We start from the raw sequence: 24,695 nt of genomic DNA on the forward strand, positions 1-24,695 counted from the left end.
CGGGGACAAGAACGCAAGTGGCAACGCCTTGCTCGATGGCTTTGGCTGGCGCGTCTAGACCCACCAATCAAAGTCAGGGACAAGAACGCAAGTGGCAATGCCTTGCTCGATGGCTTTGGCTGGTGGGTCTAGACCCACCCTATGCGATCACACCCGTTTGCGCTCCGGCAAGCGCCACGCCAGCAAGCCCATCAGCGGCAGGAATGAACACACCTGGTAAATCGCATCGATGCCCCAGCGATCAGCCAGGCCGCCCAGCAAGGCGGCGCTGATGCCGCTGACGCCAAAGATAAAGCCAAAGAACATCCCGGAAATCATGCCGGTGCGGCCCGGCACCAGTTCCTGGGCAAACACGATGATGGCCGGGAATGCCGACGACAGCACTACCCCGATCACCACGCTCAGCGCCAACGTGAGCGGCAAGTTGGCGTAGGGCAATGCCAGCGTAAACGGCAGCGTGCCAAGGATGGACCAGGCAATCACTTTCTTCTGGCCGATGCGATCCACCACCGGGCCACCCATCACCGTACCGGCGGCGACTGCGGCAAAGAAGACAAACTGGCACAGCTGCGCATCATGCGTGCTCAGCCCGAAGCGATGCATGATGAAGAAGGGATAGAAGTTGGTGAAGCTGGCCAGGTAAACGTATTTGGACAGCAGCAACAGCACCAGGATCAGCATTGCGTTGCGGATTTGCGTATTGCTCAAGGCGGGCAGACTGGCTGCTTTGGCACGCGCTGCATGCGCCGGGTTGCGGGCGCGTTCACGCAGCACATCGCGATACCAGCGGCTGAGCGCAGTCATGATGACGATGCCAACGATGGCCGCGATGCCGCCCCAGGCCATGCCTTTCTCGCCTTGCGGCAGCACGATAAACGCGGCCGCCAGCGGGCCTAGCGCCGAGCCGATATTGCCCCCCACCTGGAACAAGGACTGCGCCACCCCATGCGATCCGCCCGAGGCCAGCCGGGCAATGCGTGATGATTCGGGATGGAAGATCGACGAGCCCAGGCCCAGCATGGCCGCCCCGGCCATCAGCCCGGCATAGCTGCCGGCAAACGCCAGCAGCATCAGTCCGCACCCGGAGGCCAACATGGCAAAGGGCAGCGCAAATGGCTTGGGATGTTTGTCGGTATAAAAGCCTATAAACGGCTGCAGGATGGACGCGGTGATCTGGTACACCAGCGCCAGATAGCCGATCTGGGCAAACGACAGATTGAAGCCGCCGCGCAAAATCGGATAAGCCGCAGGCAGCAGCGCCTGCAACATGTCGTTGAGCAAATGGCAAAAACTGACGGCGCCCAGCACGTGATATTGCGTGCTGCTACTGCGGGGCGCGGGCAGAGGGATGGCGGTGGAGGTCATGGCTCGCTCGTCATGGTAGGGGTCGATAAAACACGCCGGGGTGGCGCGCCAGGCTAGGCATCGATGCGCTAGTCGTGATACTAGTGGCGGGCGGCAATGGCCCGCCATCGACAATGGGCCTACTACTTATGAGTGTCGGCCATGGTGCGTGAAGTCCATATTGAAGACATCGAACATCTCGCCAAGCCCTTGGTGGCGACGGGCAACGACTACGACGACGGCCATCGTATTGCGCCGCATACACACCGCCGCGGGCAGTTGTTATCCAGCAGCAGCGGCACCGTGGTGGTGACGACCGAGCACGGCGCATGGGTGATGCCGCCGCAGCGTGGCATCTGGATTCCGCCCGGCCTGACCCATGCGGTGCGCTGCATCGGCCAGGTGCGCATGCAAAGCCTGTATCTGAGCCCCGAGCATCTGAGCGATATGCCCGCGCACAACCAGGTGGTGCTGATTACGCCGTTTATGCGCAGCCTGCTGGCCGAAGCGCTGGATGTGCCGCTGGCCTACGCGCCGCATAGCCGCCACGCCGCACTGATGACGCTGATCGAGCACGAACTGCGCAGCATGCCCGCGCTGCCGCTGTCGCTGCCCTACCCGGTCGACGCCCGCATCGCGGAACGTTGCTTCGCTTTTTTACGTCAGCCGGAAGTGCACCAGACCGCCGAGCAATGGAGCGCCGAACTCAAGATGAGCGTGCGCACGTTCAGCCGCATCTTCCGCCGCGAAACTGGATTGAGCTTTGTTGCCTGGCGCCAGCAAGCTTGTCTGCTGGTGTCGTTGCCGCGCCTGGCCGCAGGCGTAAGCGTTACCCGCGTGGCGCTGGACCTGGGCTATGACAACCCGGCCTCGTTTACCACCATGTTCAAACGCGTGCTGGGGGCGGCGCCGCGCGATTATCTGCGCCAGGCCCAATAGCACCCGCACGCCAGGCTGGCGCAGGCCGCGCTGCGGGGCCGCAGCGCCGCCATGTATACTGCCGCCTATGACCGACACCCCGCTCCCGCCCGCCTCCGACACCGAAGGCACCCTCCCCGATTCCGCCACCACGCAGCTCAATGCTTATCTGCAGCAGCAGCGCGCGGCGTTGATTACCAGCGACAACAGTTACGCCGTCTCAGTACACGGCGACATTACCGTCAACAAGCGCGTGATTCCGTATCACGTGGTGCCCGACGACGGCTATCTGGCCAAGACCAACAAATGGCGGCGCATGGATAGTTCGGCGCGGCTGGAGCTGCTGCAGGCGCGCTGGAATCCGGCGGCGCGGGCCAAACTGGAAGCGCAACTGACCGAGTGCGCGCAAAACGTGTTGAAGATTGCGCAATCGGCCGAGCTTGACCCCGGCAGCGCGCTCAACGCCTTGCAGGGTCGCTACGAGCTGGCACGCGTGCGGTGCAAGCTGGCGCTGGAGCGGATCGAAGACCAGGCCGGTAGCAGTGTCGAAGACCGCCAGGCGCGGCAAACGCGCGATGCGGTCAATCTGTCTTTGTATCCCGAGTCTTTTGTGGTGGCGCAAAGCATGTCGCGCCACTTTATTGCCGTGCTGGGCCCCACCAACTCCGGCAAGACACATGCCGCGATGGAACATCTGGCCCAGGCCGAGACCGGTGCCTATCTGGCCCCCTTGCGTTTGTTGGCACTGGAAAACTATCGCCGTTTGCAAGATGCGGGCGTGGCGGTCAGCCTGATTACCGGCGAGCAACGCAAGCTGCATCCCGATGCCACGCACGTGGCCAGCACGGTAGAGATGCTCAACCCCAACAAGCCGATCGAAGTGGCGGTGATCGATGAAATCCAGCTGCTGGATGATCCCGATCGCGGTGCCGCGTGGACGGCCGCCGTGTGTGGCGTGCCGGCGAAGATCGTCTATCTGTTGGGCGCGGCCGAAGCGCAGCCCGCCATTGAGGCGCTGGTCAAGCGCGTGGGTGGCACGCTCGAAGTCATTCACAAAGAACGCATGTCGCCGTTGCAGATGGACCCGCAGCCGCTGGGCAGTTTGCGCAATCTGAAGCCGGGCGATGTGTTGATCGCGTTTTCACGGCGTGATGTGCTGAACTGGCGCGATCAGGTTCTGGCGCTGGGCATGCCGGTATCGGCCATCTACGGCAATCTGTCGCCGGAAGTGCGCCAGGCGCAGGCGGAGCGGTTTATCACGGGTGAGACCCGCATCGTGGTGGGTACCGACGCCATCGGCATGGGTCTGAATACGCCAGCGCGCCGGGTGATTTTTACGACGTCGCACAAGTGGGATGGCTACGCCGAGGGCACCATCAGCGCGGCGCTGGCCAAGCAGATTGCCGGGCGCGCCGGGCGATTTGGTGAGCATGAAGCCGGCTTTGTCGCGGGCCTGGATGCGCAGACGCACAAAGTGATCGGCAGCTTGTTGCGGCAAAAGCTGGAACCCTTGCCCGCCACCGGCTTCTTTGTTGCGCCCAACCTTGATTATCTGCAGCAGATTGCCAACGCCAGCGGCCAGACGCGCCTGCAGGCCTTGCTGGAACTGTTTACCCGGCACATCAACGTGCACGACGAATTCTTTTTGCCCGCCAACCTGACCGAGCAAATGGAAAAAGCCAAATGGCTGGATACGCTGACGCTGTCGTTGCCGGATCGCTTTGCCTTCAGCCTGTGTCCGATCTCGACCAAGGTACCGATGCTGGAACGCGCCTTGCAGGATTGGGCCCGCATCCGCGCCACGCGCAAACAAGCGCCGTTGCTGCGCATGGAAGGCATGGGTGGGCGTAACGAGCTGCAGTATCTGGAAGACACCTGCAAGCTGTATGCCGCCTATGCATGGTTGGGTTACCGCATGCCCGAGACTTTTCCGAGTGGAGAGATGGCGCAATCGCTGATGCAATCCACCTCAGAGAAAATCGATCATCTGCTGCAAGCGCAGAACACGCATCGACGCCGCGACGGGCACGGCAAGCCGCGTCAGGGCGGCTTTGGGGACAAACGGGGTGATAAACGCGGCGGACATCTGCGCCACCGCAGCAAGTAATACCGGGGCCCGCCCGGCACGCACGGCGGGCCTTATTGTTGCGGAGCGGGTGTTGGCGCCGGTGCGGCGCCTTCACCCGGACCCAAGGGCAAACGCACTTCAACGCGCGTGCCCTTGCCCGGCACCGAGATCAATTCAAAGTCGCCGCCACGCGCCACTATGCGTTGGCGCATGCCCAGAATGCCGTGCGTGCGCGGCGTATTGCGCGCTTCTTCGGTCATGCCGATGCCGTTATCGGCTACGGTAAACCAGATTTCTTCCGGATCAAGTTGCAACAGCAAATCAACGCGCGTGGCCTGAGCGTATTTGGCGGCATTGGTCAGCGCTTCTTGCGCCACGCGGAACAATGCCAGCGAGATATCTTCCGGCAGATGCTGCGCCTTGACGTCGAGATCAAGCCCGAGTTGCCAGCCATTGACGTCGGCCATCTCACCAGCGGCAAATTCCAGCGCTTCGACCAGGCCAAATTGCGTCAGCAAGGTCGGGCGCATGCCGTCGATGATGCGGCGCTTCATCTGGATGGCTTCAGACAGGTTGTTGAGCACGCGCTGCAATTTGTCCTGGATTTCCGGCACGCTATCGCCCAGCTTGCGCGCCGACCAACTGACGTCGATGCGCGCGGCAGTCAGGATCGAGCCCAACTCATCGTGCAGCTCCCGCGCCAGCTGCGATTTTTCGGCTTCGGTCACGTCCTGCAAATGGCGCGCCAGCTCTTCCAGTTGCGCGGTGCGCTCGCGCACTTGCAGATCGAGCAGATCGTTATGTTGTTCCAGCTCATGCATCAGCCGCGATTGCGCTTGCAGGCTGTCGTTGAGCAGGCTGGCCTGGCGGCGCAAGGCGGCTTCGCGTTCAAATGCGGCCGAGACGTCACTGACCTGGATCACGCAAAAATGCTGGCCGGACGAGTGTCGCAACGGCAGGATCTGTATCGCCTGATGCATGCGGTCATGCCGCGCGCCAGCCGGGTTGCCATACAAGGGCAAAGGGTTGCGGTTGAGCGAGCCGGTCAGTATTGCCGGTTGATGCAGCAACAAGGCTTGCTGGATGGCCGCCTCAAACCGGGTGCCGCTCAAGCCCGGAAACAACTCGAGCACCGGCTTGTTCAGCGCCGTCTTGCGCTCGATGCCGGAATGGCGCGACATCCAGTCGTTCCATTCCAGTACCTGCATCGCCTGGTCGACCACAATCACACCCAGATTGAGCGTGACCAGCACTTGCTCACATAAGGGGCCGATTTCCACCATTTGCTCTTGAGTATCCATGCCTTAGCTCCGCATGGCTTTCTGGATAAAGCGTTCGATACGTTCAACAAAACCCTGATACGAACGCACATCCTGCACGAACGCCACATGGCCGCTGATTTCGTATTTCTCTACCGAGAAATCGATATGCAGCAGCATGACCACTTGTTCTTGTTCATCGCTGGCGCCCTGCATGATTTCCACACAATCGCCCTGCTTGAACACCGGCAGCGAAATCGAAAACTCGCCTTCCAGCAGATTGGTGATGGTGCCGATGCAGGCATTCAGGATGATATTGCCCACCTCCGTCAGCGCTTCGCGTTCGATTTCGGACACAAAGGTCAGATCAACCGATTCGCCCAACATCAGCCGCACCAGTTGCAGGCTTTTTTCTTCCGGAAAAATCAGGATGGCATCGGCGCCAAATTCGCCGCGCAGTACCTGGGTAATGCTGCAGACACGGCGGCCAGTCCCACCCAGCACCAATGCCGCTTCTTTGCGTTGCATCAGGCGCACGGACGGAATGCTTAGCGTGACTTCTTCGTTCACCAGCGTCGACAAGGCCGCGGCGGCGCGGCCCATGCCGATGTTGAAGACCTCCTCAAGCGTTTCTTTCTGCAGTTCAGTCAGCACAATATTCATGGCGTTTACATTCCGAACAGAATTTTGCGGACGCCTGCTTCGTTGATGGGTTTTTCGACCACCGCCACAAAGAAGATGCCCAGGCCTTGCAGTTTGCGTCGCATGCTGTCCTGGATATTGGCGGTTACGATGGCGATTTTGGCGGTCGGGCACACTTCGGCGATGCGTTGTGCGGCTTCCAGACCATCCATCTCAGGCATGTTCAGGTCGAGCGTAACCAGATCAGGCGTGACCGTCTTCAATTTTTCCAGCGCATCAACGCCGGACCTGGCATGCACAAATTGCCAGTCCGGCATCTGATCCGAAATATGGTTTTGCACCATCATGCGTGATACGGAGCTGTCGTCCACGATCAAGACGGTTTTTACGTCGCTTGCCATGCTTTTCCCTTTGCTGGTTGCTACCAGGTCTGTGTTTTGTGTCTGTGTTGCCGTAATGGCTTTACGTTGTTGTTTTAGCTTGCGCGTAGCGTGCTATTGCACACGATAGTTACAAACGGGTCTGTCGGTGCGCCGCCGACCCGAGCGCCCGCGCATAGCACGATCTGCCACAAGGCGGCGTGCAAATGGCGGCAGCCACTCAAATCAAGCGGCGCGGCCGGGTGTTCCAGCAAGGCATTCAATAGCGGCTGCGCGTCGCCGACCGGACAAATGCCGCTCAGCGTGATACGACCGTCCTGTACTTGTACGCTCATCGCACCAGCCCCGCCGGATTAAGAACCAGAAAAACTTCGCCGGTGCCAGCCATCGCCGTTCCTACATATTGCGGCAAACCGGCCAGGGCACCTTCCAGCGGCCGGATCAGTACATCGACCGTATCCAGCAACTGATCCACCAGCAAGACAAAATCGCCAGGCGCGGTGGTGATATGCAGGGCACGGCCGCGCTCGCCCGACACCAGTTGCAGCAAGCCGGCCAGATCGAACACGGCATACATTTGCTGGCGCCACACCAGCGTTTGCGCGCCCTTGACGCTTTGCAGAGTAGTGCGCGCCAGCGGCAGCGATTCGACCAGGCTGCTGACCGGCAGGCCAAACAGTTGCCCGCCCGCTTTAACCAGCAATACGCGCGACAACATCATGCTGACCGGCATGCTCAGATTAATCCGCGTGCCTTCGCCCGGCGTGCTGGCCAGCTGCACTTCGCCGCCCAGTTGCCGCAACGTGGTCCGCACCACGTCCATGCCCACGCCGCGCCCGGAAATCTCCGAGACGCCGGTCGAGGTGGAGAAGCCGGGTTCAAACACCAGTTGCAACAGCGCTTCATCGTCGATGCGCTCGGCGCGTTCGGCATCCAGCAAGCCTTGCGTGCGGGCGCGCTGTCGTACTTTAGCCGGATCGATGCCAGCGCCGTCATCGCTGATTTCCAGCACCACCCGTTCTTCGTGCTGTTGTGCGTGCACGCGCAAACGCCCTTGCGGTGGTTTGCCCGCAGCGCGGCGTACGTCCGCGTCTTCGATGCCATGATCCAGCGCGTTGCGCAGCAAATGCACCAGCGGCTCGTGCAAGGCGTCGACCACCGCCTTGTCGGCAAAGGCTTCGCCGCCGCTCAATTCAAAATCAACCGGCTTGCCCAGCTTGCGTTCCAGGCTGCGCACCAGTCGCGGCAAGCGCTCAAACACGCGTTCCAGTGGCACCAGCCGCATCTTTTGCACCACATTCAGCAACTGGCCGATTTGCCGGTCGAGTTGCTGCATCGGCGCCGTGAATGCCAGCTGCATTTGTTGCGCATTGATGGTGCTTTGCAGGGTATGGCGGGTGATCAGCAATTCGCTGAGCAAACCCAGCGCCTCGTCCACTTGCTCGGCGTTGATGCGTAAGCGTTCCGTGGCAACCGTCGCCGCCACCGGCACCGCAGCGGCGGCCCCGGGCGTGCAGCTTTGCAGCAGCTGGGTAATCGCGGCCACCAGCGCATCGGCTTGCAGGGTGGGCGCGTCTGTTTCGGGGCGCACGCCGTCCAGCACGCTTTGCATATCCAGCGCGCGCGCCACATTGGCCACCACCATGCGCACCGACGGCAACACCACCGGCAGGCGTTCTGGCGCCGACGCAACCAGCACATCGCGCTGCTGTTTCAACAAGGTCAGATGCAGCGGCAAGCGCGTTTCAGCGCTGCTGACATCGGGCGCGGCGGGCGCCAGGGCGTTCCAGTCGGCCTGTTCGTGATGGATGGCGTAATCGAGCAGATAACGCAGCGCAGTCGGAGCGGCCTGCGCCGCCAGCAGCGCTTCCAGCCACAGCGCGGTACTGCGGGCACGCGGTGTGGGCGGCACGGCGGCCAGCAGGTCGGCGGCCTGATCCAGCAAGCTGCCGGTGCGGCCATCGTTCAATGATTTGAGTAGCGGCGGCAGCACTTGCGCCAGCGCTTCGTCACGCGCGGGCAACTGGATCAGCTGCAAGGGCTGGATTTCGTACACATCAAATTCGCCGCTGCAATCGGCCTTGATTTTGGCCAGCGCCGCTGGCGTGGCATGGCTCAAGGCAAACCACGTGAGCAGATTGCGGAACGGGTCGAGCTCCGCCAGGGCTGGCAAGGGCTGCGCTGCGCTAAAGCCCAGCGCCAGCAAATCGTCGATCTGCCGCAGGTTATACAGCGGGTCTTCGCCCGCAAAAAAAGCGCCCTCATCGGGGCGGTAACGCAGCAAAGTCAGCGGACGCTGGGTCTGCAACGCCGCCTGCAGCGCGCGTATCCGGTCTGCTTCGGGCAAGCAGCGCAACCAGGCAGCCTGCAACGGCGGCGTGACCCGCGCTTCGGCTTCGGGCCCGGCTCCGGGCGCATGCGCGGCCAGGCGAGCCTGCAAGGCGGCATCGTCGCTGAGCGGCGCATCGGCTTCGATCTGGTCTATCCATTCGCTTAACTGATCGGCCACCTCAAACAACACGTCCACCAAGGCCGTATCCAGCGTCAACGAACCATCACGCACCGCTGCCAGCACCGTTTCGCCGTTGTGCGTCAGTTGCGTCACCGGCTCGTAATCAAACAAGCCCGCATTGCCTTTGATGGTATGAAACGCCCGGAACAAGCGATGCACGCTCTGCGCATCGGCGGCACCGCGCCGGGCCAGCGCCAGCACCTCGCCCATATCGCCGATCAATTCGCGACTTTCACCAATAAACCCGGATAACAGCGGATTCATGCGTGGGCGCCGCCCGTAAGCATATCGGCGTACACCACCAGCTCGGTGGCATCCACCGGTTTAAGCAGGCACAGATTAGCGCCGGTCTGGGTGGCGCGTTCGCGGTGGCGTTCCAGCGCTTCGGTGGTAATGATCATGGCCGGGGTCGCGCTGGAGCGCGCGTCTTCCCGCAGCGCCGCCAACAGGCTGTAGCCATCCATGCGCGGCATGTTTACATCGATCACAAACAGATCAAACGTATCGACCAGCGCTTTTTCCAGCCCTTCGATGCCATTGGCGGCTTCAGCCACGGCATAGCCCGCGGCCTCCAGGATTTGCCGGTGATACAGACGCACTGTCGTAGCGTCATCAACAATCAGAACCCGTTTCATATCAGCCTTCTCCTGACGGCTTTTGGTACACAATCACCTCGCCCAGGCGGCGCGCCCGGAACAACGGTGAGATCCGGCTCATGGATTCGGAATGTCCCAGGCAGATATAACCACCTGGCACCAGCACTTCAAATAGATTATCGGCAGCCAGCCGACGTGACACTTCATCAAAATAGATCAAGAGGTTGCGGCAGAACACCACATCAATCGGCCCGACCTGACGCACCGAATTGGCGTCGGTCACATTGACGGCAACAAAGCGCACACAATCGCGTACGTCCTGGTCCAGCACAAAGTGGCCTTTGTCGTCTTGCGCGGCAAAATACCGCGCCCGCACCTCGGCTGGCAAGGCGTGCACGGCGCGCGCGCTGTAAATGCCGGCGGTGGCCGCTTGTAACATCGCGGTATCGATGTCACTGGCGATGATTTCGATGTCCACTTCGGCCAGCGCGGGCCAGTTTTCCATCAGCCATAAGGCAATCGAATACGGTTCCTCGCCCGAAGCACATGGGATCGACCAGATGCGTAAGGGCGTGCCCGCCTTTTTGCGGCTGAGCACGTCGGGCAGGATATGTTCGCTGAGCGCGCGAAACTGGTATTCCTCGCGATAAAACCAGGTTTCGTTAACGGTCATGGCGTTGATGACGGCTTCCATCAACTCGGCATGGCCGTGGCGCAATACGTCGTACCAACCTCTGAAGCTGGTAAACCCGGCATCCCGGATGCAGGCCACCAGGCGTCGGTCTACAAAATAGCGGCGGCCATCGTCAAAGTAGATTCCGGTCTTGCGATAGAACAACTCGCGAAATGCGGTGTACTCCTCTGCAGAAATTGCCACCGTCGCATCGCCGTATTGCTCGGTCATGTCATTCCTGGCCAGAGATATTGCGCAGTGCCTGGCTGACTGCCAGCTGCAGAAACGGTCGCCCGGAAAAGCGCTGCGCAACTTCGCGCAGGGCGCTTACATGCCGCTGTTCACCAATACGGCCGAGCAATTCAGCCGCAGCGGCACAGACGTTTTCTTCGTCATCGCGCTGCAATTGCAAGGCCATCAAATCGGCGGTGGCGGCGTCAGTGTTCTCATCCAGAATGCTGATGGCGTAAATGCGCAGATTGACGTCGGACGAGCGCAGCAATTGCGCCGCCACCGGCAACACCTGGCCGGACATGTCACGCAGTGCATCCATAACCTCGTTGCGCAAGGTAATCGGCGCGTGGTCCAGCAATTGCGCCAGCTCACGCGCGGCATTGGCATCGGCGCTGCGTACCAGCGTGGTCAGGATGCGCTGGCGTTGCGTGGCCGAGGGGTCGGTGCGCAAACGCGCCACCGCTTCGCTGACGTCCATATCCGCCAACATGGCATGCGCAATGACGGGGGATGGGGTCGCTACATCTTTTTTAACGAGGGGCATCATGTCTCCTTACACGTTGTTACCAAGGGGGTCTGAGCCACTTCTGCAAGTGCTGTGGCGATGGCCCACGCCGGCATGATCCGGGTGGCACCGCCCAGCTCGATCAATGCGCGCGGCATACCGTAAACCACCGCGCTTTGTTCTGATTCGGCAATGGTCAAGCCACCGCCACGGTGTATTTCTTTCATGGCACGCGCGCCATCGTCGCCCATGCCTGTCAACAACACGCCCACCAACTGCGGCGCGCTGAACAACTTGAGCGCGCTCTCTACCAGTGCTTCTACCGACGGATGCCACGGCCGGCTATGGTCCTGCGGCATCGGCAACAGCATCGCACCGCCCGGTCGCGACACCAGTTGCAGATCTCCACCGCCATGCGCGATATGAATCACGCCGTTTTCCAGCGGCCGCAGGCTGGTTACTTCCACCACCGGCAGATTGCACAATCCCGCCATGCGCTGCGCAAACAGGCCGGTAAACGTCGCCGGCATATGCTGCGCCACCACCACCGGCCACGGAAAATCAGCTGGCAACGCGGGCAGGATGTCTTCCAGCACGCGCGGGCCGCCGGTCGAGACCCCGATCAGCACCACGCGCTCAGGTTCTTTGCTCACCGGCCGCGGCGCCAGCGGCACCGGTCGCGCGGGCGTGCGCAGACTGGGGCGCGGCGCCGACACGTGCGCTTGCGCCGCCAGCCGCACTTTGGCCAGCACATCGGCTTTCCAGGCCTCGCTATCGGCCATGCTGCGCGGTTTTTCCACGCATTCGACCGCACCGAGGGCCAATGCCTGCAGCGAGGCAAACGTGCCTTTGGCGGTCAGCGACGACAGCATCACCACCGGGGTCGGGCGCTCCACCATGATGTGGCTCAGCACCGTTAAACCATCGGTATCCGGCAAACCCACATCCAGCGTAATCACATGCGGGGCAAACTCGGGCAACGCCGCCAGCGCCTCTCTGCCGTTGCGGCACACGCGTAATTGGTATTCACCCGTGTCGCTAAACAACTGGGTCAGCACCTGGCGCATCAGCGCCGAATCTTCAACAATCAACAGGCGGATCATGTCGGCTCCGCCACCAGCGCGCGCAAAGCGCCCGCCGGGTCGAGTTGCAGCAGTGCATCGGCCTGCAGCAAGGGCAACATCGGCGTTTGTGCGCCACGGTTGATCAATTGTTTGATCAGTTGCGCCTGTAAGGGCTGCAACGCCGGGGCTTCGATCAGCTGGTCGGCATGCAGGGTAAACATCTCGCGCATTTCGTCGACCAGCAGCCCGCTGAGCGCGCCCCCGATCGGCAGGATCAACACCCGCGCCGTGGCCGGGATGGCGCCGGGCGTGGTTTGATTCAGCAGCGCCCGATAATCCAGCACCGGCACCGACTGGCCACGCCACTGCAACATGCCGCAGACGTAATCCGGTGCATTGGGCACCCCTTGCAAGCTTTGCGGTACGCGGACCACTGCGTCGGCGGCACTGAGCGGCAGGGCAAAACGATGTTCACCCATGCGCAATACCAGCACGTCTTCAAGCGCCTCAACTGCGGCCATGGGGGTTTCCTTTTCAACAGCGGCGCTTGCGGCACCCGCCTGCAGGCGGGCATTGCTCAGCAAGCGTTCCAGATCCAGTACGGTGACTTGTGCATCGGGTGCGTGCGGGTCGTGGTACACCGCGCCGACATCCTGCAAATCACTACGTTGAGCCAGCAGCGGCGGCACCGCACGCAAGGCGCTGGCGGGCACGCGCAGGATGGTGCGCAAACGGTCGACGGCCAGCGCTACGCGCTCATGCCCGTGCCGCACTGCCAGCCATTCCGCTTGCGTCTGCGCCGGCAGTTCCCAATGTTCGCGCAAGTTCAGCTGCGGCAAGGCGGCCAGCGCGGGGGTGAGCTGGCGCGCGACATGTTCGACCAGCGGCAGCGGCACCGCATACAAGGCGTCGCCGACGCTGAATACCAGCAAATCCTGGTCGGGATCAGCCGCGCGCTCGGCGGCCACGGCGGACCGGGTCAGATCACGGTCAAGGCTGGCTGGCGCCTGGCTGGGCAAAACCACACTGGCGCGCAACAGATCGGCCAGTGCGCTGAGCGTCCAGCCTTCGCGATCCGCGCCTTCGACCGCATCCACCCACAGACCGCAGCGCAATGGCTGTTGCAACACCACAATGCGGGCGCCGCGCAAGGACTGATCCGTACGCTGACCCGACGCCAGTAGCTGGCTCAAGCCAAACACCGGCAGCGCGCTGCCCTGCCAGTTGATCAGACCGAGTACGGCATTGGGTGACAAGGGCAGCGGCGTCAGCGTGCCGGGCCGGATGACGGCAGCGATGGCGGCCAAAGGCAGGCCCACGCGTTGCCGCGCGGCCACACACATCAGGAATTCGCCGCCAGGCGCGGGCGCTTGTTCTGCCAGAGGTTCGGCGGGCGCGGCGGGGGCAAGCGAGGTGGTCATCACAGACTCTGCAATTCTTCGGCCAGCGCGGCCACATCTTCGACCGCCTGCGCCAGTTCTTGCGCGCCCTGCATCTGTTGGCGCGCGGCGGTGGCAGCCACCGCTGTGGCCTGCCGCGCCTCGGCCGCAGCCGAAGCAATCTGGCCTATGCCGCGCCGATGTTCCTGCAAACCGGTGCTGATATCGGCGGCAGCGTCGGCCACCACCTGGGCCAGGTCGCGCAGTTCATCAATCGACGTGGTCACTTCCGTCAGGCCGCCCTGCACTTGACCGGCGCGCTCGGTTTCTTGCTGGGTAATCTGCGCGATTTCGTCGCCGTCACGGCGCACGTCGCTCAGGCTTTCCTGCATGGAACGGATGCGATCCTTGATCTCGCCGGCATGCGCGATCGAATCGCTGGCCAGGCTGCGGATATCGGCGGATACGCTAACAAAGCCGCGCCCGGCTTCACCGGCGCGCGCAGCTTCAACCGATCCGGTCACCGCCAGCATATTGGTCTGCAAGGCCAACATCGACACGGTATCGGCCAGCCGTTCGATATGGCGGCTAAGCTGGTTCAGATGCAGGATTTGCGCGCTGCTGGCCGCGTTCTCGGCATGCACGGCGGCGAGCCCTTCCAGCAAATGCGCCACATCGCCGCGGCTTTGCGTCTGCAGCTCGGCCAGCGCCGCAAAGCGCGTCAGCATGTTCTTCATGGCATCGGCAGAAAAGCGCGCGCCCTGGTCGATCTGGTCGGCGGCGCTAACCATTTCTTCGGCTGCGGCCGATTGGTCGGCCGCACCCCGGTTGATCTGTTCCAGCGCGGCCATGATCTGGGTGGCCGAGTGGCTCAATTGCTGGACCGAAGCCGACAACTCGCTGGAGGCGGCCGCCAGTTCGGTGGCGCGCGCGCGCGAATCCGCTTGCGAGGCCAGCACTTCGACCAGATGCGCCAGATCTTCGGCGGCGCGTTCAGCCTCGTTCAGGCCGACGGCCTGTTCGGCCACGGTGCGTGCACTTTCTTCGGTGGCGGCGGCTTGTTCGCCGGCCGCAGCCGAAATCTGCTCGGCGCTGCGTTGCGCCAGCGCGGCCGCCCGGTTGGATTCATCTGCCAATACGCTGATACGGCGCGACGCTTCGCTCATTTCGGCCACGTCCCGCACCATCTGCCCCAGCTGGCGGTTGACCTGCACGCCCGAGGCCACGCGATCAGCAATCTGGCTGGCAGACAGGTTGATGCCATCGGCGACTTCGCGCACGCCTTGCTGTATGTCGACCACAGCGCGGCCAATGTCCGCCGACGCAGCTTCCGCGGCATCGGCCAGCGTGCGCACTTCCAGCGCCACCACGGCAAAGCCCTTGCCGTTCTGGCCCGCCTTGGCGGCTTCGATGGCGGCATTGAGTGCCAGCAGGTTGGTCTGGTCAGCGATATAAGACACGGATTCGACCACGCTGCCGATATCGGTGGCCAGGGTTTGCAATTGCGAAACGCGTTGCGCCGCATTGCGTTGTTTGTCGGCCACGCGGCTTACGCCAGTTACGGCCAAAGCAATATCGGCGGTCACGCGGTCGATCACGTGGCGCAGGGTTTCGGTGCCGGTACGGGCGCTTTCGGCGCTGCGCTGTTGCACGCCCAGCGCGGCGGCGGTGCGCTGGATGACGGCCACCGAGAGTTCTGCCGCGCGCGAACTTTGTTCTGCGCCCACGGCCATCTGATCGGCCGCACGCCGTAACTCGCCGACCGCGGCGGTGGCTTCGGTCAGGCCACCGGCCATCTGGGTGGTGGTGGCGGACAAGCGCTCGGCAATTTGCTGCTGGCGCGCCATCTTGCGGGCCCGCTCGCGCAGGCGGTCCGCCTCGGCGTTGGCACGACGGCGTTCGCTATCAGCCGGATGGGCGGGGTCAGTCGGCAAGGCATTGGCAGGCAGGTTGGAGCGCAATAGAGCCATATTCTTCGTCCCGGACGCCGTATCGCGACGGCTTGTTGTCATTAAAAATTACAGCGGCAGCCATCTTACCTGCGCCGCGCCCTGGCTGCGTAAGAGCCTGCGTCGGCGCTTTCTTGCAGCACATCGCGCGGGCGGCCTGATAGTGCCATGCGGCCGGTTTACGCACACTGCGCACAGTCCAGACCGGAGTGTGAATCATGCGTACCCGTACCGCCCTCTTTCTTGCTACGCCCTTCCTGGCGGGTGCGGTGGTGGCCTTCGCCGCATTCCCGACCGGCCTTAACTATGCCCATCCACAACATATGGCGGTGGCCGCATTTGCTGACCCCACCCTGCATCCGCCTGGCCTGGCCAGCGATGTGGCCCAGCCCTTGAGCGAAAACGATCCCGGCGCACGACAAGCTGCTTTGCATCCGGCGCCGTCCTATCGCGTCTATCGCTGCCTTGATACCAATGGTGACCTGCGTTTGCTTGATCACCCTTGCCAGGCCCCGGACAGCGACGCGGAAACCGATGCCACCCCTGCCCCTGCCAACAGCGAGGACACTGCCGCCGATACGGCCAGTGCCGACAGTACCGAAAGCGTCAATGCCGATATTGCGGCCTCGTCGCATGGCGCCGTGCTGGTAGCGGCTGCACCGAATACCTGAGCGGCAGGGGCCGCCAGGCCTGCGGCATCCTGCCAATCGCCGGTTTGCCAGTGTAACCGCCTTGCTCCATACACAAGCGGCGGCGCTATTCAGGCGCCGCCGCTTGTGGCTTGCTGTGTTGTTGTCTTCGCGTATCAGTGTTGTTTGCGGCGCGCCTGTGTCGGCGCGTCCGGATCATGCTTTAGCGACGGCAGACCAACAGGCCTGCCAGAAAACCGATGCCGGCTGCAATGCCGAGCGATTCCCACGGATTGGCGCGGACATAACCGTCCGTTGCCTTGTAGGCGTAGTCGGCTTTGCCGGCCACCAGCTCGTGCGTTTCGGCCAGTTTGTTGCGTACCGTTTCCAGATTGGCAGAAATACGTGCGCTGGCCGTGCGGCCCACATCGTTACCGACCTCTGCCGTATCGCTCAGCAGCTTTTCGGTATCGGCAAGGATGGTGCGCAAATCGTCAACCAGGTCCTGAGTCCGTGCCATGGGTTTCTCCTGTTTTTCTGTTATTACAAAGGTGCTTGTCGCCGTGGGTTAGCACAGCGCTTTGCGGAATAAAAAGAAAACGGTCTGCCCGTGGGCTCGAGCGGACAGACCGCCGGCTGCAAGCCGGTCAAGCGGCTGCAACCTTTCGCAGCGGGCCGGGACGGTTGGCCTGCTGCGTTAAAACCAGTCTAGCCAAGGCCGCATTTAATCCCTGCGAGGCTTTGGCGTAGGGCTTGGTGAGAAACCACCGAAAAACCTGTAGGCGCCGACTGACACAATTTGCCGCATTTTGTAGGCCGCGCCGCAGCGCGCTGCGGCCCTGACCCACAAGCACATGATTACAATCGGAAATTGCCCACCAGCCGTTCCAGATTGCTCGACAGGGTCTGTAATTGCTGCACGGCATGCCCCATCGCTTCGACCACATCCCCGTTATCCAGCGCCATATTGCTGATGCGTTCCACGTTCTGCGCAATCTCGGTACTGGCCGCTGACTGCTGGCGAGTGGCCGAGGCAATATCCACCATGCGCCCGACCAGCTCGCCGGTGTGTGCGCTGACCTGACGCATATTGGTGTTGGCCTCGTCGGTGACCGCCATACTGTCCAGCACTTGCGTGCGCGTGCCCTGCACTTCGCTGACGGCATCGCTGGTGTCGGTGCGAATGGCATGCACGATGCGGGTGATTTCCAACGTGGCCTCGCCGGTACGCGCGGCCAGTTTGCGCACCTCATCCGCCACGACCGCAAAGCCGCGCCCCATTTCACCGGCACGCGCCGCCTCGATGGCCGCATTCAGCGCCAGCAGATTGGTTTGCATGGCGATATCGGTAATCACTTGCACGATGGTGGAGACTTCCTGCGAACGTTCGCCCAGGCGGTTCATGCGCTCCACCAGCGCATTCATGGTGCGCGTGACCTCGGTAATGCCGCTGGTCACGCGTTGCACCGCATCTGCACTGGCGCTGGTCAGGCCGCCGGTGGTTTGCGCCATGTCCTGGGCTTGCAAGGCGGTATCGGCAATGTGCTGAATGCTGACCGTCACTTGCTCCACCCCGGCCGCGGTGGCGCTGGCGGCTTCGGATTGGGTTTGCGAGGAGCGCCGCACCGTACTGGCCGATTGCGCCAGCTCGCTGGCCGATTGCGCCACTGCGGTACTTTGCTGGCGCACATCGATAAACATGGTGCGCAAGCTGGCTATAAAGCGGTTGAAGGCGGCAGCGGTGCGGCCGATTTCGTCGCGATTGCTGATTTCGATACGCGCGGTCAGATCACCGGTGCCGCTGGCCAGTTGTTCCATGGTGCGCGCCAGCTTGTCCAGCGGCCGCGTCATCACGGAGACCACGGCCGAAATCACCAACAAGATCGCCACCAGGGCCACCACACCGATGCCGATGGCCACATTGCGCACTTTGACGGCGGGCGCATTAATGGCCGCATTCGGCACCGTCACGCCCAGCGACCAATGCTGGCCGGTGTTGCCTATGCTGATGGCGTGATAGAAGTGAGTGAATTCGCCATCGTCGTAATCAAAATCCTGCCCGGCCTTGATTTTGGCGGCGGACTGGCCCAGCGGCGTGGCGGGGTCGACCGGCTTGCCCAGTTTGGCGGCATCGCTGCTCACCACATACAAACCGCCTTCTGACACCAGCGTGATATGGCCGGTGCCATACGGGTGCAGTACCGACAAACGCTTCTGCAAATCGTCCAGCTTCAGATCGGCGGCCGCCACCCCCAGAAACTTGCCGCTCTCGTCTTTAATGACGTACACCAGCGACGATTCCAGCACCTTCTCTGCCCCCGCTACTTCAAACGGCGCGGGTTCGGTCACCGTGTCACGCTGGCGTTGCTTGGGCACGTAGTAGAAATCACCCCAGCCCGGCTTTTCATAGGCTGGCTGATAGGTCTCGGGATGCTCGCGATACTGCTCGAAGGTTTTGGTGGTGGATTCATCGCTCATGGTATCGAGCACCACCGAGCCATCCGGCTTGTGGTTGGCTATCGGGGTAAAGCGGCCGGTGGGATCTTGCTGCGGCCATTGCAGGCGGAAGGCGTTGTCATCGCCATCAAATGCATTCGGCTCCCACAGCATCCACAAGCCGACCACGGCGTGTTCGTCTTGCAGTATGCGCAGGATCATATGGTTGACCACATTACGATCTGGCTTGCCCACGGCCTTGATCCCCAACACCGCCCGTGCCAGCGTGGCCGGAATATTAAACGCGCCATTAAGCTGATTCTGCGCATCCGCCGCGTAGCCCGTGGCCTGTTGTCGCGCCAGATCAAAACCGGCGTCGCGTGCGCTGTCGTAACTGAACTTGACGATCAAACCGATCATTACGGCAAAGCCGATAAAAATTGCGGCGGCCGAGACCAGCACGATCTTGGTGCGTAGTTTGCCCCACTGCCCCTGCTCAGCTTCTGCCATCGTGTGTGCTCCCTGCGGGTTTCTGCTTTGTGGATTTATGCATCTGGAATTTTTTACTTATGTGTATAGCGCGAAAGAAATGGTTGCGCGCGACAAAGTGATGCCTTGCCGGGCCGAGGGGGTGGCGGGCGAGCATGCCACTACAGCAAGCGCCGAATACGGTTGCGCCGTGCGCGCCAGCCCCGTGCGCGCAGCCACAGATAAAAATGATATATTGGCCAGACTTTATATAAACCGATGAGCTATGAAAGTTAATAACCAGGCGTGGCGTTCTATCTGGCGCGAGGGCGCAGTGGTGCACGTGGTGGATCAAACCGTGCTGCCGCATCGATTTGTCAGCCGGGCATTACATACGCTGGCCGATGTGGCCGCCGCCATCCAGCAAATGGTGGTGCGCGGCGCGCCCTTGATCGGCGTGAGCGGCGCTTATGGCGTGGCGCTGGCGTTGCAACACGATGCCAGCGATGCCACGCTCGACCACGCCGCCGCCACATTGATTGCCACCCGCCCCACCGCCATCAATCTGCGCTGGGCCATCGAGCAGATCGTGGCGCAGTTGCGGCTGGTGGCGCCGTCCGAGCGTGCTGATCGTGCCTTTGCACTGGCCGATGCGCTGGCACAAGCCGATGTGGATACCAATGCCGCTATCGGCCAGCATGGCGCGGCTTTGCTGCGACTACGCTGGGAATCGCTCGGCTGCCCCGCCGTGCTGAACGTGCTGACGCATTGCAATGCGGGCTGGCTGGGCTGCGTCGATTGGGGCACGGCACTGGCGGCAATCTACCAGGCCCACGACAGCGGCGTGCCTTTGCATGTCTGGATTGATGAAACGCGCCCGCGCAACCAGGGCGCCAGCCTGACCACGTGGGAACTGGCCGCGCATGGCGTGCCGGCCACCCTGATCGTTGATAACGCCGGCGGTTTGTTGATGCAGCAAGGCCGGGTGGATGCCTGCATCGTTGGCGCGGATCGCATCACCGCACGCGGCGATGTCTGCAACAAGGTCGGCACTTATCTCAAAGCGCTGGCGGCGCAGGCGCATCACATTCCGTTTTATGTGGCCGCGCCCGTCAGCAGCATCGACTGGCAGGCGTGGGATGGTCCGCGTGAGATTGAAATCGAAATCCGCGATGCCAGCGAAGTGACGCATATCAACGGCCGCACGCCCGAGGGGCGCGTGGTGCAGGTGCAACTTGCCCCACCCGGCACCGCCGCGCACAACCCGGCGTTTGATGTCACGCCCGCGCCGCTGGTGAGCGCCATCGTGACCGAACGCGGTGCCGTGGCGGCCACCGCTGCGGGTTTACAAGCGCTGCGGACGGCCGTTCAGACCACGGCGGAGACCAGCTCGATCTGAGCAAAGCTGCTCAGTACCTGCTGGCCCGGCCGCGCGGCAACCGGCGGTGGGGAATCGGGCCGTGCCAGCAACAGCGCCTGCCAGCCCGCGCCGTGGGCAGCGGCAACTTCCCCGGCGTGGTCAGACAAAAACAGCACGGCCGACGGCGGCAACGCCAGGGCGGCGGCAATCTGCCGATAAGACGCGGTCTCCAGCTTGCCGCCGCTGGTGGTATCAAACCAGTGGCTAAACCAGCCGCGCAGATCGCCGCGGTCGGTATGGCCAAACAGCAGTTGTTGCGCCGGCACCGAGCCCGACGAATACACCGCCAGCGTCAGCCCCGCTTGCTGCCAGCGTTGCAGCGCGGGCAACACATCGGCGTAGATGGGTGCAACCAGACTGCCATCGGCGTAGCCCGCGGCCCAGATCAGCCCTTGCAACACCTTAAGCGGCAGGATTTTACGGTCGGCATCACTCCACGCTTCGAGCTGCGCTATGGCTTGTTCCAGCGTGTGCGCCCGCGCCGTTTCGCGGTCAATCTGGCTGATGATCTGGCGTACCTCAGCGCTCGCGGCGTGCTGGCGCAACCAGCTGCCCAGCCGTGGGCGGGCGTAGGGAAACAGCGTGTCGCGCACAAAATCGATGGGCGTGGTGGTGCCTTCAATATCAGTCACCACGGCGCGGATTTCGCTCAGTTCCAGGCGGGCAGTTTCATTCGCCATGACGGGGAAACTCGCTGGCAATCTTGTTGCCGGTAAAGTGGCCGACCCAGCCCGCCGGATCAATAAACAAGCGGATGGCGGTGAAGTAAGGCGCAGGGCCCATATCAAACCAGTGCCGGGTATGGGCAGGCACGCGCAACAAGTCGCCGCGTTCGCAGCTCACCTGGTACACGCGCTCATTTAAATGCAGATAAAACGCGCCGCTGCCTTCTACAAAAAAACGCACTTCGTCTTCGCTATGCGTGTGTTCATCCAGAAATTTCTGCCGCAACGCGGCGCGATCAGGATGGTCGGGCTTAAGCCGGACCACGTCGCGGGTCACATAGCCACCTTGCGCCTGCAGCCGAGCAATATCACGCGCATAAGCGGCAAGGATTTCATCCTGGCTGGCGTCGCTCGGTAGCGCGACATCGGCTTGCCAGCGTTCAAAATCGACCCCCACCCGCGCCAGTTCGGCGGCGATTTCGCTGGGGTCGGTCAGGCTGACGATAATCTGTTCCGGCGCGGTGTCCGGGTAGAGGGTCAAGCGGCTCATATCGGGTTCCTTTCCCATTCCAGCTGCAATTGCAACAGCACATCAAACGCTTCCAGATGCCGCAGTGTTTCGCGACCGTCACGGCCCCAGGCATACAGACCGTGCCCGGCCAGCAAATAGCCGGGCGCGCTGGCGGTTTCGCTGCGCCAGCGTGCTTCGACTTCATCCGCCAGTGCCACCGTGTCCTGGCTATTGGCAAACACCGGCACCCGCAGCACGGCCAGATGGCTGCTGACGCCCGCAAACGCTTTTTGCAATTCCCAGCCTTGCAGCGTGATCGCGCCCTCGGCGGCATAGCGGCGCGAAACCAGCGCGGCGGCCGTTGAATGCACATGAAAGATTGCGCCGATCCGGGCGTCGGCCTGATAGCGCGCCACGTGCAACGGCGCTTCGGCGGACAAACCGGGTGGCAGTGGCGCACGAATATCGATCAGCGCCAGATCGTCCGGCGTGAGCGCACCTTTATCGGCGCCAGAGCGCGTCACCACGATATGGTCCGCATCGACTCGCGCCGAAAAATTGCCGCTGGTGGCGGGCACCCACCCGCGAGCAGCGGCAAAGCGCCCGGCGGCGATCACTTGCTGTTGCGCCGCAGTCACGGCCGCGGAGCCCGGGTCCAACCATGCAGGGGCGTTCATGCGGCCACCGCTTCGGTTTCGACCAGAGCGCGGGCCGAAGCCAGCACGCTGTCGATATCGGCAAAACGCGCTGTTTGCAGCAATAAAGCGCGCGCCAGGGTTAATGCGCGGGTTTCGACGGCGGCACGCTGGCTGCGCCCGGCAATCGCCTCAAAATCCAGATTGTGCGCAAAGCCGAGAATGCGACGGATGATTTCGGCGCCGGCAAAGCCCAGCGTATCGGCAAAAATCTGCTGGATATGCTCGCGCCGGGCGCGCGCAAACACGGCGTCTTCCCCAGCAAACAAACGCCGCGGCCAGGCATCGCCATCGGCATGCGCTTGCCATAAGGCATCAAAGCGTTGGGCAAAGTGACGCCAGAACAGCCCGGCCTGGGCAAGTATCCAGTCGGCGTGGGCGCGGCGATCATCGTCAGCCGTGGCCAGGCCAGGCTGGGCAAAATACGCCATCAGCAAATTGGCGAGAAAAGCGCCGGTATCAAAGCCCACCGGGCCATAAACGGCGAACTCCGGATCGATCACGCGGGTGTCATTGTCGCTAACCATTACCGAACCGGTATGCAGATCGCCATGCAACAAGGCGTCCTGTTGCGTCAAAAAGCGATGGCCCAGCCGCGCCACCGCCGCGCGCAATGCGCTATCGGCCTTGAAGGTGGCTGCCACATCGTCCAGCTCGGGTGTGGTCCAGCGATTGCGCGGCAAGTCCTCAAACGGATCGGCAAACACCAGTTCCGCCGTCACCCGGGTCAAGGCATGGTTGCGCGAAAACAGCGCCGCCTGCTCAAACACGGTTTCAAAGGGCTGCGCCAGCGCTGACGTCAGCACCGCGCTGCGGGCGGTAAATTCCGCCACCGCGGTCACTGCTTGCGGATAACGCCGCCCCGCCACCAAGCCCTGGCGCAAGATGAGATGCGGGGTGAGCAACTCCATCACGCTGGCGTACAGCAGCGGATCGTAATGCCAGGTCTGCGGCACCAGTCCGGCCAGATGCGGCCCAGCGACCTGCTGATGCTGGTATTCAAAAAACGCTCGCTCCAGCGGCATCGGCCAGCTTTCGCCCGCCGCGCGCACATAAGGCAGCGATTGTTTAACGCACACGCCACCCACCGCCCCGCGCACCAGAAACACCAGGTTCAGATTGCCGTCGCCAACTTCGCTGATCTGCCAGTCTGCGGGCGCGCCGCCGACCCTGGCCGCCAGCGCGGGCTGTTGCGCCAGCCAGGCGCGCACGCCGGGTTCGTCCAACGGGTAATAGCCTTCAGGGGTTGCCAGGCTCATTGCTTTCTCCAGAGTGCAGCCTGCATTAACGGGTCAGCGGAATCCAAGTGGCCAGTGCGGCCTCGCTGCGGCCAAAACTGGGCGACTTGGCTGCCAGTTCTTCCACGGTTTTGATGTCGTACTGGTTGAGTTCTTCGCGGGTGATCAGCACCGGTTTGATGGCGATGCGCGCGGGCGGATTCTGCCCGGCCACCGCCAGCGCAGCCGCGCGTACGGTGGTGGCGCCCACTACCGACGGATTGGTCGCCGCAGTCGCCACCCACGGGCTGTTGGCCTCGCGGATTTCGGCGATATCAGCGGTCGACACATCGGCGCTGTAGATCTTCAGCTTTTTGCCGCTGCCCAGTTCAGTGGCCGCCAGCTTGGTGCCGCGGGCAAATTCATCCCACGGCGCAAACACCACGGTGATATCCGGATTGGCGCGCAAAGCCGCGTTGGCCTGCGCCGCCACCGACGTGGCTACCGGCGCCGCCACGGTGCCCCAGCGGGCTTTTTCCACAATGCCGGGGTTGGCTTTCTTTACCCCGCTCCACACCGCATCACGCCGATCCAGCGGCGCGAAACCGGGCACGTAGACATAACCCGCCTTGAAGGCCTTGCCGTTGTCCTTGATGGCCTGGCCCAGCACAGACTCGGCCAGATCTTTATCGCTTTGCTCGATCTGAATGACTTTGGGGTTATCGATATTCACATCGAAGGCCACCACTTTGATGCCCGCATCCAGCGCTTGCTGCACCACGTCTTTAAGCGATTCGGGCTGGCCATGATCAATGATGATGGCCTTGACGCCCAGGTTGATGGCTTGCTGGATTTGATCACGTTGCAGCGCGGCGTCTTCCTTGCCCGGGAATACGCGCAAGTCCAGATTCAGCGCTTGCGCCTGACGTTGTGCGCCATTGTTAAAGGCGCGGAAGAAATCGCCACCCGAGATATAGCCGACCAGCGCCACCTTGACGCCGCCTTTGTCGAAGGGCGCTGGCGCCCCTTTCAGGCCTTCCGCCCACGCCGAACCGGCCAGCACACTGCCTGCCAGCAAAGTGACAATGGCGCGTTGGGTAAATCGGGATTGCTTGCTCATGATGCTGCTCC

General features: G+C 62.5%; 23 protein-coding genes. 4 read left to right on the forward strand and 19 right to left on the reverse strand.

Going from position 1 to position 24,695, the window contains the following annotated elements:
• Positions 1-147: 147 nt before the first annotated feature.
• Positions 148-1,365, reverse strand: a complete 1,218-nt coding sequence (locus ACYQ1A_RS11185) for an MFS transporter (protein ID WP_499362099.1) — start codon at positions 1,363-1,365, stop codon at positions 148-150.
• Between the two features lie 141 nt (positions 1,366-1,506).
• Between ACYQ1A_RS11185 and ACYQ1A_RS11190 the strand changes: the two genes are divergently transcribed.
• Together ACYQ1A_RS11190 and ACYQ1A_RS11195 are read left to right on the forward strand one after the other, a co-directional pair.
• Positions 1,507-2,283 carry an AraC family transcriptional regulator gene (locus tag ACYQ1A_RS11190; protein ID WP_499362100.1) on the forward strand — a complete coding sequence of 259 codons (777 nt, stop codon included), beginning with the start codon at positions 1,507-1,509 and terminating at the stop codon, positions 2,281-2,283.
• A gap of 67 nt (positions 2,284-2,350) precedes the next feature.
• Positions 2,351-4,369 carry a helicase-related protein gene (locus tag ACYQ1A_RS11195; protein WP_499362101.1) on the forward strand — a complete coding sequence of 673 codons (2,019 nt, stop codon included), beginning with the start codon at positions 2,351-2,353 and terminating at the stop codon, positions 4,367-4,369.
• A gap of 32 nt (positions 4,370-4,401) precedes the next feature.
• Here ACYQ1A_RS11195 and ACYQ1A_RS11200 read toward each other — a convergent pair whose 3' ends face one another.
• The 11 genes from ACYQ1A_RS11200 to ACYQ1A_RS11250 all read right to left on the reverse strand — a co-directional run bounded on the left by ACYQ1A_RS11200 (position 4,402) and on the right by ACYQ1A_RS11250 (position 15,544).
• Entirely contained in the window at positions 4,402-5,631 is a 1,230-nt protein-coding gene (locus tag ACYQ1A_RS11200) for a sensor histidine kinase (protein WP_499362102.1), read from the reverse strand.
• A 3-nt stretch (positions 5,632-5,634) separates the two neighbouring features.
• Complete coding sequence (locus tag ACYQ1A_RS11205; RefSeq protein WP_499362103.1) at positions 5,635-6,252, reverse strand: hypothetical protein; 618 nt, start codon at positions 6,250-6,252, stop codon at positions 5,635-5,637.
• Positions 6,253-6,257: 5 nt separating this feature from the next.
• On the reverse strand, positions 6,258-6,632 hold the full coding sequence (locus ACYQ1A_RS11210; protein WP_499362104.1) for a response regulator transcription factor: 375 nt from the start codon (positions 6,630-6,632) through the stop codon (positions 6,258-6,260).
• Positions 6,633-6,706: 74 nt separating this feature from the next.
• The gene (locus tag ACYQ1A_RS11215; RefSeq protein WP_062224849.1) at positions 6,707-6,946 is read right to left on the reverse strand and encodes a hypothetical protein; all 240 of its coding nucleotides are present in this window, start codon (positions 6,944-6,946) and stop codon (positions 6,707-6,709) included.
• Positions 6,943-9,387 carry a chemotaxis protein CheA gene (locus ACYQ1A_RS11220; protein WP_499362105.1) on the reverse strand — a complete coding sequence of 815 codons (2,445 nt, stop codon included), beginning with the start codon at positions 9,385-9,387 and terminating at the stop codon, positions 6,943-6,945. Before ACYQ1A_RS11220 ends, ACYQ1A_RS11215 begins: the two co-directional genes overlap by 4 nt.
• Complete coding sequence (locus ACYQ1A_RS11225; RefSeq protein WP_499362106.1) at positions 9,384-9,758, reverse strand: response regulator; 375 nt, start codon at positions 9,756-9,758, stop codon at positions 9,384-9,386. The genes ACYQ1A_RS11220 and ACYQ1A_RS11225 overlap by 4 nt, the downstream gene beginning before the upstream one ends.
• Before the next feature lies 1 nt (position 9,759).
• Positions 9,760-10,623, reverse strand: coding sequence for a CheR family methyltransferase (locus tag ACYQ1A_RS11230; protein WP_499362107.1), 864 nt, complete (start codon positions 10,621-10,623; stop codon positions 9,760-9,762).
• A 1-nt stretch (position 10,624) separates the two neighbouring features.
• The gene (locus ACYQ1A_RS11235) at positions 10,625-11,173 is read right to left on the reverse strand and encodes a HEAT repeat domain-containing protein (RefSeq protein ID WP_499362108.1); all 549 of its coding nucleotides are present in this window, start codon (positions 11,171-11,173) and stop codon (positions 10,625-10,627) included.
• Positions 11,170-12,234, reverse strand: coding sequence for a chemotaxis-specific protein-glutamate methyltransferase CheB (gene cheB, locus ACYQ1A_RS11240; protein WP_499362109.1), 1,065 nt, complete (start codon positions 12,232-12,234; stop codon positions 11,170-11,172). Before cheB ends, ACYQ1A_RS11235 begins: the two co-directional genes overlap by 4 nt.
• Positions 12,231-13,616, reverse strand: a complete 1,386-nt coding sequence (locus ACYQ1A_RS11245) for a chemotaxis protein CheW (protein WP_499362110.1) — start codon at positions 13,614-13,616, stop codon at positions 12,231-12,233. Before ACYQ1A_RS11245 ends, cheB begins: the two co-directional genes overlap by 4 nt.
• The gene (locus tag ACYQ1A_RS11250) at positions 13,616-15,544 is read right to left on the reverse strand and encodes a methyl-accepting chemotaxis protein (protein WP_499362111.1); all 1,929 of its coding nucleotides are present in this window, start codon (positions 15,542-15,544) and stop codon (positions 13,616-13,618) included. Before ACYQ1A_RS11250 ends, ACYQ1A_RS11245 begins: the two co-directional genes overlap by 1 nt.
• Positions 15,545-15,741: 197 nt before the next feature.
• Between ACYQ1A_RS11250 and ACYQ1A_RS11255 the strand changes: the two genes are divergently transcribed.
• Positions 15,742-16,194, forward strand: a complete 453-nt coding sequence (locus ACYQ1A_RS11255) for a hypothetical protein (RefSeq protein WP_499362112.1) — start codon at positions 15,742-15,744, stop codon at positions 16,192-16,194.
• 181 nt (positions 16,195-16,375) lie between these two features.
• Here the strand turns inward: ACYQ1A_RS11255 and ACYQ1A_RS11260 are convergent, their stop codons facing one another.
• Positions 16,376-16,672, reverse strand: coding sequence for an ElaB/YgaM/YqjD family protein (locus ACYQ1A_RS11260; RefSeq protein ID WP_499362113.1), 297 nt, complete (start codon positions 16,670-16,672; stop codon positions 16,376-16,378).
• A 338-nt stretch (positions 16,673-17,010) separates the two neighbouring features.
• A complete protein-coding gene (locus tag ACYQ1A_RS11265; protein WP_499362114.1) occupies positions 17,011-19,098 on the reverse strand; it encodes a methyl-accepting chemotaxis protein in 2,088 nt (695 codons plus the stop codon).
• Positions 19,099-19,342: 244 nt separating this feature from the next.
• Here ACYQ1A_RS11265 and mtnA point away from each other — a divergent pair, with 244 nt between their 5' ends.
• Positions 19,343-20,455, forward strand: coding sequence for an S-methyl-5-thioribose-1-phosphate isomerase (gene mtnA, locus ACYQ1A_RS11270; RefSeq protein WP_499362115.1), 1,113 nt, complete (start codon positions 19,343-19,345; stop codon positions 20,453-20,455).
• Here the strand turns inward: mtnA and mtnC are convergent.
• From mtnC to ACYQ1A_RS11295, 5 genes are read right to left on the reverse strand one after another with little or no spacing between them, the layout of a single operon-like run.
• The gene (gene mtnC / locus ACYQ1A_RS11275; RefSeq protein ID WP_499362116.1) at positions 20,425-21,156 is read right to left on the reverse strand and encodes an acireductone synthase; all 732 of its coding nucleotides are present in this window, start codon (positions 21,154-21,156) and stop codon (positions 20,425-20,427) included. The genes mtnA and mtnC overlap by 31 nt on opposite strands.
• On the reverse strand, positions 21,146-21,691 hold the full coding sequence (locus ACYQ1A_RS11280) for a 1,2-dihydroxy-3-keto-5-methylthiopentene dioxygenase (protein WP_499362117.1): 546 nt from the start codon (positions 21,689-21,691) through the stop codon (positions 21,146-21,148). The genes mtnC and ACYQ1A_RS11280 overlap by 11 nt, the downstream gene beginning before the upstream one ends.
• The gene (gene mtnB, locus ACYQ1A_RS11285) at positions 21,688-22,329 is read right to left on the reverse strand and encodes a methylthioribulose 1-phosphate dehydratase (RefSeq protein WP_499362118.1); all 642 of its coding nucleotides are present in this window, start codon (positions 22,327-22,329) and stop codon (positions 21,688-21,690) included. Before mtnB ends, ACYQ1A_RS11280 begins: the two co-directional genes overlap by 4 nt.
• Positions 22,326-23,606 carry an S-methyl-5-thioribose kinase gene (mtnK, locus tag ACYQ1A_RS11290; RefSeq protein WP_499362119.1) on the reverse strand — a complete coding sequence of 427 codons (1,281 nt, stop codon included), beginning with the start codon at positions 23,604-23,606 and terminating at the stop codon, positions 22,326-22,328. Before mtnK ends, mtnB begins: the two co-directional genes overlap by 4 nt.
• Positions 23,607-23,631: 25 nt before the next feature.
• Positions 23,632-24,684, reverse strand: coding sequence for a substrate-binding domain-containing protein (locus tag ACYQ1A_RS11295; RefSeq protein WP_499362120.1), 1,053 nt, complete (start codon positions 24,682-24,684; stop codon positions 23,632-23,634).
• Positions 24,685-24,695: the final 11 nt, after the last annotated feature.

Source organism: Silvimonas sp. JCM 19000 (assembly GCF_054652575.1).